We start from the raw sequence: 13,125 nt of genomic DNA, 5'->3' as shown, positions 1-13,125 counted from the left end.
CCACCGGGACGGTAGCGAATGGGGGGGCGGGCCCGCGGCCCCCCGGGGCTTGACGGGGTGGCCCCCCCCCGCCCTGGGGGCGGCTGGGGGGGGGGCCCGCGCCGCCGGGGCCGCCCCCCGGGGGCCCGACCGCCGCCCGCCCGCCCCCGCCACCATGCCCCGTCCGGTTCCGGCCGGCGCTCAACGAGGAGAAATTCCATGAGTGTTTCCGTTCTACTCATCCCCGCGGCCATCGCCGCCGTCGCTACCTTCAACGCCGCCCTCGCGGGCAGGGCCGAGAGCCGTGCCTCGGACACGGTGCCGGAGGTCGAAGCCGTGCCCCAGATCCAGGTGGGCACCCGGATGCGGGACCTAAACCTGCTGCAGGCCGCCCTGGAAGACACGCAGGCCAAGGTCGCGCGTGTCACCAAGGTTTCCATCGACGCCGCCTGGGCAGACGTGGCGGCGGTCTTCGAACGCGACGCCGACGGCATCTGGCAGGTCCACTTCAGCGGCGAGGACATCAACCGGCGCCGCGCGGCCGAGATTGTCCAGGCCATCGACGCGGCCTACGCCCGGCGGGTCCAGCAGGCGGTGGTGCAAAAGCTGCGGGAGCGCGCGCACACCGCGGGCTTGGAGCTAGCGTCGGAAACCGTGGAGGAAGACCAGAGCGTCACCATGGTCCTGAATGTCCGCCGCTGAGCATCCCGCCGCGCTCTCGGGCCGGACCGGAACGCCGCCGGTCCTCTGGCTGGGCGTCGCCAGCCTGTGGCTGCTGCTGCCGCTGTTCGGCGTCGGGGTCATGGGCTGGGCCGGGTTCTTGATCATCGGCCTGCTGGCGCGCCGCGCTGCCTGGATGTCCGCCGGCGGCTTCTACCTGGCGGCGCTGCTGGTTTCGCTGTTCATGAACGAAGAAGCCGGCCCCACGGCCCGCCTCCTGCTCTGGGCCATCAGCTCACTGCATGCGCTGGGCATCAATCCGGCCTGGCTACGCAACCGCTGGGCCCAGGCGTCCCGCTCGTCCGGCAGCGCGTGGACGGCCCTCGTCCGCCGGACCCCAGCGGACAGCTCCATGGACAGCACGACGGCGATGCCCACCGCCCGGGCACTGTTCCGCCGTCGACCTCGCACCGCCGCGCCGCTCCCTGCAGGAACAACCCCCGCCCCTGTGGGTGCCGCCGCCGAGCTCCTCAACGATCCCCGGCTCGACGCCGCCAATTATTACGCGGGCACCAGCAATTCGGGAGCCGGTACGTTTTCCGCGCCGTCGGCCGAGCCGGTGGACGTGAACACTGCGCCGGCGGCGGCCCTGCAGAAGCTGCCCGGGATCAGCAGGCACAAGGCGCGCAAGGCCGTGCGGTTGCGCCAGGAGCGCGGCCCCTTCCGAACCGTGGCGGACTTCGCCGCCGCGCTGGACGTGCCCAGACCAGAGCAGGCAAGGCTGAACCGGCTGGTAGTCTGCAAACTTCCGCCGGCCAAACCGGTTCCTTTCGGAAGGTCGGTGGATTACTGATGTCATCGGCCCAATCGAGCCTGAAGTGGAATCTGCGCCAGAGCCTCTGGCTGCTGGTCCCCTTGGGAACCTTCGGCTTCCTGGGCGGGGCTGCCCTGCTGGTGGTCGGTGCACGGGCGGGGCGGCCGCTGTGGTGGATCCTCGGCTTGGTCCACCTCACCCTCACGGGCGTGGCCATGGCCCTGGTCGACGGCACCGGAGTGCAGGAAGAAATCGCAACGTGGCTGCTCCTGACCTGCTGGCTGGCCGGCAGCAGCTTTGCCGTGGCCATCAATCCTGAGTACCTGCGGTTCAAGTGGGACCGCGACCGCGGCGCGGCCCGTCCTGCCCGCACCACGGGGGCAGCCACACGGTCGCGCTCCGGTAGCCAACTAAACTCCCGCGGACGGTCGCGCAGCCGGTCCGGCCCAGGCAGCCCCAGGTCCGTGCCCCGTACCGGTGCCGGTTCCCGCAACGGCGCCCCGACCCCCAAAGCTGGCACATCAGGGAAATCCCGTGCGGCCGGCCGGGGCCAGAGAGCCCCTGCCGGAGCACCAGCCCGGCAGGCTGCGGCTCAGGCGGTTGCCTCACGGACGAAGGCCGAGGCGGCGCTCGAACCGGTTGATGTTAATGCGGCCACCGCCCGCGAGCTCGAAACGCTGCCCGGATTCTCGCGGGCGCTTGCCAGGAAGGCGATTCAGGTCAGGGAGGAGCGCGGCGGGTTCACCTCTGAACAGGACTTCGCCGCCGCCCTGGACCTGCCACCGCACGTCTTCCAGCGGCTGCGCGGCCGCATTTCCTGCGGACGCCTGCCGCAGGCGCCGCCGTCGTTCGGGCGGGTGGTGGACTACTGAGGCCGGCGAGCCACGGCCGGCCCGGGTACGGCCGGCTCTAGCTGGGGTCAGGACCCGGTGTAGGGGAAACCTCCGGGAGCGGCCGACTTCTGGTCCTCCCCGTCAGTCAGCACTCTGAGCGCTCGGGGCCGAAGCTGCGGACTGAGCCGACACGGGCGAGGGAGCACTCTGGGCCGAGACCGGGCTGGCGGGTGACTGGGCGGAGACGGGTGACGGCGCGCTCTGGGCCGACACCGGACTGGCCGGGCTCTGGGCCGTAACGGCGGACGCCGCGGTCTTCACATCCTGCTGCTCCAGGTTCACCGCCGCCGGGGACACGCTGGTATTCACGACGGGGGCAGCAGCCGATGCTTCCGATGCCTGGACAATGCCCGGTCCCAAATCCTGGCTCCCGAAGCCGGAGTCCGCGACGGCGGCGCCGGCACCGATGGCCATGACGCCCAGAGTTCCGGTTGCGATCCACAGAGTGCGCTTGTTCATGTTGCTGCCTTCCATCGTGCGGTGAGGTGCTGATGACTCAACCATGCACGCCCAACGTGAGACGTTCAGGAGAACTCGATGAGAACGTTCTCATCTGCCGCTCGCGACTAAAGTATCCATAGCAACTCCCCAGGAAGGCCACGAATGACGCAGACCGCTCACCTGCCCACCGGCGACCAAATCGTGCAGGAGCTCCCCTGGCGCTGGCGGGTGCAGGGCAAGATCTTCCTGCTTGGCGGCCTCGGCTTCATGTTCGACGCGTGGGACGTCACGCTCAACGGCGTGCTGATCCCGCTGCTGTCGGACCATTGGGACCTCGTTCCGGCCCAGGCCGCCTGGATCGGCACCGCGAACCTGATCGGCATGGCCCTGGGCGCCTTCATCTGGGGATCGATTGCGGACATCATCGGCCGTAAAACGGCGTTTGCCGCCACGTTGCTGGTCTTCTCAATCTTTACGGTCCTCGGAGCCTTCGCCCCGGACATTGTCTGGTTCTGCGTTTTCCGGTTCATTGCCGGGTTTGGACTTGGGGGTTGCGTTCCCGTGGACTATGCGCTGGTCGGCGAATTCACGCCGCGGCGCCTTCGCGGGCGCGTCCTCACTGCCATGGACGGCTGGTGGCCGGTCGGGGCTGCACTCTGCGGTGTCGTCTCGGCCCTCATCATGGCCACCGTGGCCGATTGGCGCTTCACCATGCTGATCATGGTTTTGCCTGCGCTGCTGGTGTTCTGGGTCCGCAGGTCGGTGCCTGAATCCCCGCTCTATCTGGTGAGCCGCGGCCGAACGGCGGAGGCCGAGCAGGTCATCAACAGCATGATCCAGCGAACCGGCGCGACCGTTCGTGAATGGCGGCTGCCTGAACCGAGCGAAGCGCCGCGGTTGTCGGCCGGCAACGTCATGGCGCAGTTCCGCGCAGTCTGGAAATTCAACTGGAAAATCACGACGGCGGCGTGGGCCTTGTTCTTCAGCATCCTGCTGGTCTACTACCTGGCCCTGACCTGGATGCCGATCATCCTCATCGACGCCGGATTTGCCGCGGCGCGGGCATTCCTGACTACGGCCGGCATGGCCGCGGTCGGGCTGGTGGGCGTCGTCATCGCCGCCTACTTCGTCGAGAAGACCGGGCGGAAGTGGATCCTCGCCATCACCGGGCCGTTGTCCGCACTGACGCTGGTCGCCGTCGCACTCACGATGGATGTCCCCCCGGCGGTGGTGACTCTGCTGCTGGCCTACGGCATGGTCGTGCAGATTGCTATCCCGGTGCTGTACACCTACGTCTCCGAGCTCTACCCCACCGAGCTGCGCGGGTCGGGCTTCGGCTGGGCATCGACGTTCTCCCGCCTTGGCGCCGGGTTCGGCCCGATCATCTTCGCCTCGGTCATGTGGCCCTACCTAGGGCTGGCCTGGTCGTTCGCCATCGCCGGAGTCCTGGTGCTGCTCGCCGTGTTGTGGATGGCGCGCTTCTCCCCCGAGACCAAGGCCGCCGAGCTTCTTTAGTGCCTGCGATTGCCCGCCCGGTCCCGCAGACGCAAAGCGCCCTCCCGTCAGCAGGCGGAAGGGCGCACGCGCATTGGACGTGTCGGGGTGTTTACTCGGGGATCTCGGCGTCCGGCGTCTCTTCGACCGACACCATCGACCACGCGCCGTCGGCGTAGTTGGCAGTCACCGTCAGAGTGGTTCCGTCCGAATCCCATTCCTTGGTCTCGACGGTCTGGCCGTCCTTGTCCAAGGTGGTGCGCGCATCTTCCATGAACGGAACCACGGCGCTCAGGTTGCCCGCGTCGTCCTTGGCCTCATCCAACGCCACCACGTTCAGCGCCTTCGGCTGCCCGCCGGCAATCCAGCCACCGTCGGCGTAAACAGCCTCGAGGGCGTCAGCCTCGGCCATGCAGCTTTCGCAATCCGCGGCAACTTCGCGCATCAGGTCTGCTTCGCCGGTCTGGACCGCGTAATTCTTGGCGTCGAAGTAGTAGTACGTGAAGGACGCCAGGCCTTCGGCGGTGTCTTGGGCCATCCGATCGTTCTTCTCCGGAGTCCGCACATTCTGCGCCGGCGCTTCGGCAGTAGCCGCCACCGGTTTGTTGCTATCGGCTGGCTTGTCAGCGCCGGCTTCGCTGCCGCAGCCGACAAGTGCCATTGCTGCCGCGGCCAACACAGCACCCGACATCATCAACTTCTTCATGGTCTCCCCTGGGATTACGGTGTGATGGTGCCGACTGCTGCGCGTCCCGGCGGCGTCAGCACCGTCACATACCCTATCGCCGGATCGACGCGAAAATCTGAAAAAAGTGCTTCAGGTGTTGCAGATCACAGCACATTATTGATTCTCAACTAACAGCCCGCGCCCTCGGGATTCTCGAGGCAGTTATCCGCATAGTTATTGACCACAGAGCGCCAGACGCTAATCGCCACAGGAGCTGAACCGAAATCAGCAGTGTTGGGAATAGGAATCTCTTGGCTCCCATTCACAGAGTAGTAGCCCCTGAAAGTGGTGGTCAGGAGGATCTGAAAGTCTCCCGTCTGTCGGTAGACGTGACTCGTGGCAGTCTGCTCACCCCAGCGCTCGGGTGGCACCGGCCCGCCTGGGTCTGAGACGGGCCCAAAACCGCTACCGTCCCCATAGGCCCATGCATAACCGACGGGCTCGACCCGAATCACGACTTCTTGGCCGAGCATATTGAGTTCGAAGGCCTGCTCATGAGCCACGGCGTAAATATTTGTGTGAGCTCCCCTGAGTGTGTGTTCATTTGGCTGAAGTAAGACCTCTCCGGCTACCACCGGACGTTGCTCAAACTGATGCTGTATACGCGAGGCGATTTCTTCAAGAACATCGACAGGATCCTCCGAATAGATACATGCAGGGTTACCGAGAGGCATCCAACTGGACCGGTCAGTTCCTATAAGACCGGTGTACCACTGCACCAGTCGCGGCCCTTCCCCCTCCGTGCATCGGTCTCGTTGCTCCAAGCAAGGGGCGCTTTGGTGGCTCTTGTCCTCCAAACAAAGCGGCTCGAACCGATATCCATTCGGGTCCGTTGGCAGGGCATTCAAGGATCGGTGCCACATGCCGGATGCTGGGTCCCGCAGCCACGATTCTGCAGTAGCGTGGTCATCCAGGTAAATGTCGTCGATGCGATCAGCCATGGATGGCGCTGAGATAAGTGTCAGGGACATGCACAACACAGCGGTACTCAGAAGCTGCGTGACGCGCCCAATCATCCTCAACCAATTTTCTCGACGTTTTTTGCCATCCAATGCCCATCTTCGTATATTGCAATCATTATCAGCACCGACGAATCCACCGGTTCGCCGTTGAGCTTGCTAGTGCCGTCAGAACTGTAAACGTCGATTGCCTCTTGCGCATGCTGGAATAGGATCTGGTATTCGCCATCTGACGTGGGCTTGAAGTTCGTTTGTGCTGTTCCGGGAGTTAGCGCACCGCCAACAACCCATCCACCCCCCGCGTAAATATCGAAAATGCCACTCGCTGCATTTTTGCAGGCGGTGCAATTGGCGCCGCTGATGGCCTTCATTGGCCCCAAATCACCTGTTGCATACGCGTAGGTCATCGTTTCTAGCCAGTAAGCCGAGAACGCTGTTAATCCCTGTTCAGTCTTTTCTGTGGCGGCCTCTGGGAGTACCGGCACGGGGACATTTTCCGCGGGGCCTTCCTCAGTTGCCGGTTTGTAGATCGGCGCGGCTGACGGCGATGAAGCCGGCGTCGGAGTCTCGCTGGACGCCGTAGATGTAGCGGGTTGCGGCGGATCGGAGGGCTCGGCTCCGGCAGGGCCGGTGCAGCCTGTGAGGGCTAGGGGTGCCCCTGCGAGAAGCAGGGCGATAATTCGGGTGGCGCGCGTTGTTACTGAGAGTGGTAGCTGCTGGCTCACTCAGACCCCCGTGCTGGTCGGGCTAGACGCTAGGTGCGAGCCAGTCTAACCAGACGCCTCAGCGGATGCGGAGGTTTTCCACAGGTTTGGTCTGCAGCAGGTTAAAACCTCCGGCTTCCCTTGACAGCGGCACGACCATCCGGCGGTGTGCAAGGGAGAAGGGAGCACGCGCACCGTGACCAGGCACCGGCGTCGTTGTTCAGCTGGGGCTAGGCCAGCTTGGCGAGGGTCTCCACCAGAAGTTGGCGTTCCTCCACCTTGATCCGCTCGTGGAGGGAATCCTCGGTGTCGTCGTCGAGCACCGGCACGGCCGCCTGGGCGAGGATGGGTCCGGTGTCGACACCGGAATCGACCAAATGCACCGTCACGCCGGTGATCTTGACGCCATGGGCCAGGGCATCGCGCACGCCGTGGGCGCCGGGGAAAGAGGGCAACAGCGCCGGGTGGGTATTGACCAACCGGCCCTCGAAGCGGGCGACGAATCCGGCGTCGAGGATCCGCATGAACCCTGCCAGCAGCACCACATCCGGCTGGAAGGCCGCGGCGGCTTCTTCCAAGGCCCGGTTCCACTCCGGCCTGGTGGCGAAGTCTGCGGGAGCCACGGTGAACGTCTCAATGCCCGCCGCGGCGGCACGTTCCAGGCCGCGGCAGCCGGGCACGTCGCTGCCCACAGCAACGATCTCGGCATCCAGGCGGCCGGTGCCGATAGCGTCGATAACGGCCTGAAGATTGGTGCCGGAACCGGAAACGAGGACCACGATGCGCATGGAAGCAACTTTATGCGTCCCTCTCGCCTAGGCTTAAACCCATGCTTCAGAACACGCGCCCGGCGCCGACCGAGGAACAGACCAAGTCCGCGGGGCTTTTCATCCGTGTGCTGCTGCTGTTACTGGCTTCCACCTTCCTGGCAACGGCGCTCCCGCTCCCCTGGAAGGCCGTGGCTCCCGTGCTGGCCGTGGCAAGCGTCGTGGTGGCCGTGGTGGGATTGGTCAACGCGGTGCGCGCCGGTCTGCCGGGCTCGCTCCGGCTTACCTATGTGCTGGGCATCGGCGCGGGCGGATTCTTCCTGCTGACCACGCTGGCGCAGGTGCTCTTCTGGCCGCTGACGGCCGATTTCGAGGCTTGCAACCAGATGGCTGTCACGCAGTCCGCCCGCGAAGAATGCCTGGCCGCATACGAGGACAAGCTGCTGAACCTGGACGATCTGCTGAACCCGTAGGTTACTTCCGGCTGCGGGACTTGGCCGGTTCGCGTTCCAGCCAGGGGGCCACCGCGTAGCCGAGCATCGTTCCCACCGCGACCTCGCCCGCTACCCAGAGGGCGGTCCAGAGTGGATCCGGTCCGATCTCCGTCAACCGCCCGATGCCCAGCGAACCGTTGGACAGCCACACCAACCCGGCTGCCGCGGCCCCGGCAACAGACCCGACGAACAGGCCCAGGACCACCGTGGATCCGGATGCGGTGAACCAGCGGGCTTGGATCTTGATGGAGAGCCACTCGTCGAAATGGTTCTCGCCCTCGCGCAGGAACCACCATCCGGCCAGCACCCCGGCAAGCACGGGCAAGGCCAGGGCCGCGAGTCCGTAGGTCAGCTCGCCGGTAGGCAGCGCACCCAGCACCGGAAACGCTGGCATCGGGCCCACCGTGGTGGCCAGCGGTCCGATGGAACTGCCGGATCCGATAGCGAAGCCGGCCCCCGAGGACCATGCCAGCGTCCACACCACGAAATTCGGGACCAGCCCAAGCTGCGCCACCGTCAGCACGGCACCGCCGATAATGCCCGCGCCGAGCTGTTCGTAAATCTCGACGATTTCGGCCCAGTGCAGGCCGAGATCCACGGCGAGCAGCAGTGCCGAGAGTGACACCGCGGCCGTTACCGCCAGCAGTCCCGCGCGGACGGCTGCCCAGACGTAAGACCCGGCCCAGCGTGAGTGCTGGCTGGTACGTGCCACCCATGCTGCCGCATCCACGCCGATCAACCGCCCCCACGATCCCGCCTCCCGGTACGCGCCGACGATCAGCCCGGCACCGGCGGGCAACAGCGGGATGAGCGCGCCCGCCAGAGTGGAAATATTCACTTCGTCAGTGCGCACCATGTAGGCGGTTGCGCCTCCCGCCGCAGCGTACGTTCCCAGCGCGCCGACCAGCGCCTGCCAGAGCTGGTCGGTGTAGGACGCCCGTGCCAGCCGCCGTCCGGCGCGCCAGGACAAAAAGAACGGGACGACCATGAGTCCCAGCGGCACCAGCGATAACGTGCCGCTCAGCGTTTCCGCCGAACTGGGGCCGGTCTGGATGGCCAGTTCCAGCGGGACGCCGTGGATCAGCAGCCACGCCTGGCCACCGAGCCGGGCGAGCGAATCGAAGCTGCGGTCGTCGAAACCGTCCGCGAACCACACACCCACCAGCGGCAGCAGCACCAGGATGGCCGAGAGCAGGGCGCACTGAAAGAACTCGAAGACACCCTGCAGCCACAGGGGCATCGGCAGTCCGGCCTGACCGTCCGGTCGCGACGTGAGTTTCATTGCTTCTATGGTGCCAGTCCGGCTGCCCTTGCCCGTTCAGCGACTCGGTGCCGTAACCATCGGCACACCGCCAGCGGCCGCCGACGATGCCGACGCCACCGGGCGCCGGCCTTATTGGCGGCGGGCGTTGCTTGGCGGCAGGAGCTGCTTGGCGGCGGGCGTCGACGTGGCTTCGGCAAAAAAGCTCGATTGCCTCGGGATACCCGGACTGCTTTTCATACAGCGTTGCGAAAAATAAAATGGGCGGCCGGATGACATTGAGATCAATCCGGCCGCCCGGCAGGCGGATATTCGCTCAACGGAAATTCAACGCAGGAAAATAAATTCCGCGGACTCTTTCCGTGGCTCCGCCAGTCTGCAAGAACCGTGTTCCCGCGGTTCTTCCGGACCCGCTGGTCCGCGCCCCTCGAACGGCAGCCCCGCATCGCGCTGCCGTTTGCACGGACCCTGGCGGTTCCGGCGTGCTAGCGCTTGCGGCGTTTGGGAACGGTTTCGTTCTCCAAGACCGCCTTTTCGCGCTTTTCGGCACGCTTTTCTTTAATGCTTCTGCCTTGCTTCTTGGCACTCTCGCGTGACGGCGTTTTTCCTGACATTCGTGCTCCTCTTTCTCAAGCGGGATGTCTTGCTAAAGACCATACCTGCTTTGGGAAATAAAGCCAGCCCCCATTTCCAGCCGGACAAAATACCGGAAAAGCGCCACATTCAGGCCAGCAAGTCCGCCAGTCCCTTGGCCAGCGCACCGGCCGCTCCCAAAAAGGCGAGCACGACAACAGCGGTCCTGGCGTGCTCGTCCCGCAGCCGCCGGCCCAGCCGTTCGCCGGCAACGATGCCCATGATGATCGAGAGCACAATCACCGCCCACATCCACCACTGCAGGTGCGGCACGCTGCCCGGGTCCACCGCCAGCTTGGCGCCGACGGTGATGATGCACAGCTGAAGGAAGAACGGCTGCAGCGTCGCCGCGAACCGGCGCGGCGGCCAGTGGGACAGAATGGCGTACGCGCTGACGGTCGGGCCGCCCACGCCGGCGAGCGCGTTGGTCAACCCGGAGCCGAAACCCGCGAGCACCTTGGGCAGCTGCCCGGAAACGGTGACTTGGGCGCGGCCCAACGCCACGGCGACGGCCAGCCCGGCCATCACCACGCCGCCCACGACGGCGGACAGCACTGCGGGCGGGACCTGCACCGCGAACCAGGAACCCAGAACCGTGCCGGCGGCGGCAGGGACGGACAGCCACAGCAACAGGGTCCAATGGATCTCCTGCCAGACCCGGGGCACAATCAGTCCGCACGAGACGACGGCGCAGATGTTGATCATCATGATGCCCTCATGCGGCCCGAGCAGGATCGCCAGGATCGGTGCCACCAGCAGCGCGAACCCGATGCCCGCGATGCGCTGGGCCACCGAACCGAAGAAGATTGCGCCGGTGATCAGCGCCAGGAGTCCCATGGTCACCCGACCACCCTCCCAGAGTGGAGTTAGACCGCCGTTCACCGACACGATCACACCTGCTTGCCTGCCGGTCGCCCGCCGCGGGCAGGCTGGACGGCGTGAGGATAGCTATCGTTGCCGAATCGTTCCTTCCGCACATGAACGGGGTCACCCAGTCGCTGTTGCAGGTGATCGCCCACTTGCGGCGCCGCGGCGACGACGTCCTGGTGATCGCACCGGCGTCGTCCTGGCTGGAGGACACCGCCCCGGCCACGGTGGAGGGCTACCCGGTCCACCGTTTGCCCTCCATCCCGCTGCGCGGCTATCCCAACGTGCGGGTGGCGGCCGGAACCGTAACCCGCATCCGCCGGGTGCTGGCTGACTTCCGTCCGGACGTGGTCCACGTGGCGTCGCCCTTCATCCTGGGCTGGCGCGCGGTGCAGGCCGCGCAGCAGCTCGGCCTGCCGACGGTCTCCATCTACCAGACCGAGGTGCCCGCCTACGCAGCCCGCTACGGTGCGCCATGGTTGCAGGAGCTGCTGTGGCAGCGGGTGGAGAACATCCACAAGGCCTCCACCCTGACGCTGGCGCCGTCGTCGTTCGCCATGGAGCAGTTGCGCAGCCGTGGCATCCGCGTCCACCTGTGGCGCCGCGGCGTGGACACCAGCCGTTTCCATCCGGATAAGCACGACGCCGGCTGGCGGGCATCCGTCGCGCCGCACGGCGAGCGGATCATCGGTTACGTGGGCCGCCTGGCGGCGGAAAAGCAGGTGGAGGACCTGGCCGTGCTGGCCGACCTCCCCGGCACCCGGCTGGTGGTGGTCGGCTCCGGCCCGCTGAAGGAGGAGCTGCAGGAGATATTGCCCGGCGCACACTTTGCCGGTTTCCAGAGCGGCGAAGACCTGGCCCGGCATGTGGCATCCTTCGACCTCTTTGTACACCCGGGCGAATCGGAAACGTTCTGCCAGACCATCCAGGAGGCCATGGCCAGCGGCGTGCCCGTGGTGGCGGTGGGCCGCGGCGGTCCGGTGGACCTGGTGGACCCCTCGCGAACCGGCTGGATCTACGAGCCCGGGAAGTTGGACCAGCTGCGCGGGTACGTCCAGGACCTGGTGGGTGATGACACCAAGCGCCGGGCGCTGGGCAGGGCAGCTTTCGACTCGGTGCAAGGGCGCACCTGGCCGGTGCTCTGCGAGCAGCTGGTGGACTATTACCGGCTGGCCATCACGGTCAAGCGCCGCGCCCTTAACCTCGAAGCCCGCGGCGTGCTTGGCTTTCTGGCCGGGTGAAAGCTTCAGCCCGAGCCCGGACCGGTGGACGCCTTCCCTGCTTCCACTAGGATGTGGCCATGCCCACAGAAACCGGTTCCTTCCCGTCCGACAATGGCTCCTCCCTGGGGCAGGAGCAGCGCGGGCCTGCCGGGCAGTCCGTACCGGAGCGGCTGGCTGAGCAGCTCAAATCCCTGGGCGTTGCCCGGACCTACGGAGAACCGCTGCAGGTGGGCGGCGACACCGTGGTGCCCGTGGCCATGGTCTACTACGGATTTGGCGGCGGCGGCGACTCCGAGGGCGCAGCCGGCGGTGGCGGCGGCGGTGGCGCTGTTCCGCTCGGCGCCTACATCGGCAACGGCAGCGGACCCGCCACGTTCCGGCCGAACACCGTCGCGTTGTACGCCGTGCTGATCCCCTTGGTCTGGATCGCAGGCCGGGCGGTGGCACGCGTGATCCGGGCCGCCAAGAAGTAGCGGCAGCGCCGGTTGCGGAGCGGGCCAGTGGCGCGCGTGGTCCGGGCCGCCAAGAGGTAGGGGCAGCGCCGGTTTAGGGAGCCAGCGTGCCTTGAATACCGCGCCCGGCAATCTTCCCCCAGCGTGCGCGCTCCCGCCCTAGCGGACACTGCGGCAGGACCGTAGGCTCGAATATGACAGCCACCTACGGGAGAAGGACATCCGATGAAACTGAGCCATATCCCCTTGCGCCTGTCCACCGGCGCGTTCATCTTCAACTCCGGCCTGGGCAAGCGGAAGCTGGACAGGGACAGTGCCGCGGCCATGCAGGAGATGGGCAGCCGCGCGATCCCCCAGTTGAAGGAGATGGACCCCGAGAAGTTCGGCAAACTGCTCGCGTACGGCGAGATCGCCCTCGGCGCGGCCCTGCTGCTGCCGTTCGTGCCCAGCCGGCTGGCCGGCCTGGGCCTGACCGCCTTCTCCGGTTCAATGCTGGCCATGTACTTGAACACCCCCCACATGACCACCGAAGGCGGCGTCCGCCCCAGCTCCGAGGGCACTCCCTTGGCCAAGGACGTCTGGCTGCTCGGCATCGCGCTGGCGCTGGTCCTCGACACCAAGGACAAGAAGCCGAAGGTCCTCAGGACCCTGTAGCTTTCACGGCAGGACGGCGGCGGCGCCTGCCCTCCGCCGCCGTCCTCCCCCGTCCACAGCGCCAGCGGCCCGTGCCGGACGACGGTTCCCGCGTGACCGGCGG

The 13,125-nt window shown here is 66.5% G+C and carries 15 protein-coding genes; 8 read left to right on the top strand and 7 right to left on the bottom strand.

Annotated features, from left to right (window positions below):
- Positions 1–198 precede the first annotated feature (198 nt).
- The 3 genes from AC5RV3_RS13440 to AC5RV3_RS13430 are packed head-to-tail and all read left to right on the top strand — an operon-like array spanning position 199 to position 2,325.
- Positions 199–681 (top strand): hypothetical protein, encoded by a 483-nt coding sequence (locus tag AC5RV3_RS13440; protein WP_494122562.1) that lies wholly within the window; start codon positions 199–201, stop codon positions 679–681.
- Complete coding sequence (locus AC5RV3_RS13435) at positions 668–1,492, top strand: ComEA family DNA-binding protein (RefSeq protein ID WP_494122561.1); 825 nt, start codon at positions 668–670, stop codon at positions 1,490–1,492. Before AC5RV3_RS13440 ends, AC5RV3_RS13435 begins: the two co-directional genes overlap by 14 nt.
- Positions 1,492–2,325, top strand: a complete 834-nt coding sequence (locus AC5RV3_RS13430) for a ComEA family DNA-binding protein (RefSeq protein ID WP_494122560.1) — start codon at positions 1,492–1,494, stop codon at positions 2,323–2,325. The genes AC5RV3_RS13435 and AC5RV3_RS13430 overlap by 1 nt, the downstream gene beginning before the upstream one ends.
- 102 nt (positions 2,326–2,427) lie before the next feature.
- Here AC5RV3_RS13430 and AC5RV3_RS13425 read toward each other — a convergent pair whose 3' ends face one another.
- Positions 2,428–2,805, bottom strand: coding sequence for a hypothetical protein (locus AC5RV3_RS13425; protein ID WP_494122559.1), 378 nt, complete (start codon positions 2,803–2,805; stop codon positions 2,428–2,430).
- 144 nt (positions 2,806–2,949) lie between these two features.
- Here AC5RV3_RS13425 and AC5RV3_RS13420 point away from each other — a divergent pair, with 144 nt between their 5' ends.
- Positions 2,950–4,302 (top strand): MFS transporter, encoded by a 1,353-nt coding sequence (locus AC5RV3_RS13420; RefSeq protein WP_494122558.1) that lies wholly within the window; start codon positions 2,950–2,952, stop codon positions 4,300–4,302.
- A gap of 91 nt (positions 4,303–4,393) precedes the next feature.
- Here AC5RV3_RS13420 and AC5RV3_RS13415 read toward each other — a convergent pair whose 3' ends face one another.
- The 3 genes from AC5RV3_RS13415 to purN form a co-directional block, all read right to left on the bottom strand.
- Entirely contained in the window at positions 4,394–4,987 is a 594-nt protein-coding gene (locus AC5RV3_RS13415; protein ID WP_494122557.1) for a DUF6318 family protein, read from the bottom strand.
- A gap of 1,039 nt (positions 4,988–6,026) precedes the next feature.
- Positions 6,027–6,692: a DUF6318 family protein gene (locus tag AC5RV3_RS13410; protein ID WP_494122556.1), complete on the bottom strand. Its 666-nt coding sequence runs from the start codon at positions 6,690–6,692 to the stop codon at positions 6,027–6,029.
- Positions 6,693–6,901: 209 nt separating this feature from the next.
- The gene (gene purN, locus AC5RV3_RS13405) at positions 6,902–7,459 is read right to left on the bottom strand and encodes a phosphoribosylglycinamide formyltransferase (RefSeq protein ID WP_494122555.1); all 558 of its coding nucleotides are present in this window, start codon (positions 7,457–7,459) and stop codon (positions 6,902–6,904) included.
- 41 nt (positions 7,460–7,500) lie between these two features.
- On the opposite strand from purN, the gene AC5RV3_RS13400 reads away from it, so the two are divergent.
- The gene (locus AC5RV3_RS13400) at positions 7,501–7,911 is read left to right on the top strand and encodes a hypothetical protein (protein WP_494122554.1); all 411 of its coding nucleotides are present in this window, start codon (positions 7,501–7,503) and stop codon (positions 7,909–7,911) included.
- 1 nt (position 7,912) lies between these two features.
- Here AC5RV3_RS13400 and AC5RV3_RS13395 read toward each other — a convergent pair whose 3' ends face one another.
- From AC5RV3_RS13395 to AC5RV3_RS13385, 3 genes are all read right to left on the bottom strand, one after another.
- Positions 7,913–9,214, bottom strand: coding sequence for a cell division protein PerM (locus AC5RV3_RS13395; protein WP_494122553.1), 1,302 nt, complete (start codon positions 9,212–9,214; stop codon positions 7,913–7,915).
- A gap of 464 nt (positions 9,215–9,678) precedes the next feature.
- Positions 9,679–9,807 (bottom strand): hypothetical protein, encoded by a 129-nt coding sequence (locus AC5RV3_RS13390; protein ID WP_493978854.1) that lies wholly within the window; start codon positions 9,805–9,807, stop codon positions 9,679–9,681.
- Positions 9,808–9,916: 109 nt separating this feature from the next.
- Positions 9,917–10,663: a sulfite exporter TauE/SafE family protein gene (locus AC5RV3_RS13385; protein WP_494122570.1), complete on the bottom strand. Its 747-nt coding sequence runs from the start codon at positions 10,661–10,663 to the stop codon at positions 9,917–9,919.
- Positions 10,664–10,764: 101 nt separating this feature from the next.
- Here AC5RV3_RS13385 and AC5RV3_RS13380 point away from each other — a divergent pair, with 101 nt between their 5' ends.
- The 3 genes from AC5RV3_RS13380 (at position 10,765) to AC5RV3_RS13370 (ending at position 13,022) form a co-directional block, all read left to right on the top strand.
- A complete protein-coding gene (locus AC5RV3_RS13380; RefSeq protein WP_494122552.1) occupies positions 10,765–11,934 on the top strand; it encodes a glycosyltransferase family 4 protein in 1,170 nt (389 codons plus the stop codon).
- Positions 11,935–11,993: 59 nt separating this feature from the next.
- On the top strand, positions 11,994–12,389 hold the full coding sequence (locus AC5RV3_RS13375; RefSeq protein WP_494122551.1) for a hypothetical protein: 396 nt from the start codon (positions 11,994–11,996) through the stop codon (positions 12,387–12,389).
- 204 nt (positions 12,390–12,593) lie between these two features.
- On the top strand, positions 12,594–13,022 hold the full coding sequence (locus AC5RV3_RS13370) for a hypothetical protein (protein WP_494122550.1): 429 nt from the start codon (positions 12,594–12,596) through the stop codon (positions 13,020–13,022).
- Positions 13,023–13,125: the final 103 nt, after the last annotated feature.

This window comes from Arthrobacter sp. Y3221114 (genome assembly GCF_059092625.1).
The sequence above is the reverse complement of the archived record's forward strand: the minus strand, read 5'-3'. Positions and strand labels throughout refer to the sequence as shown.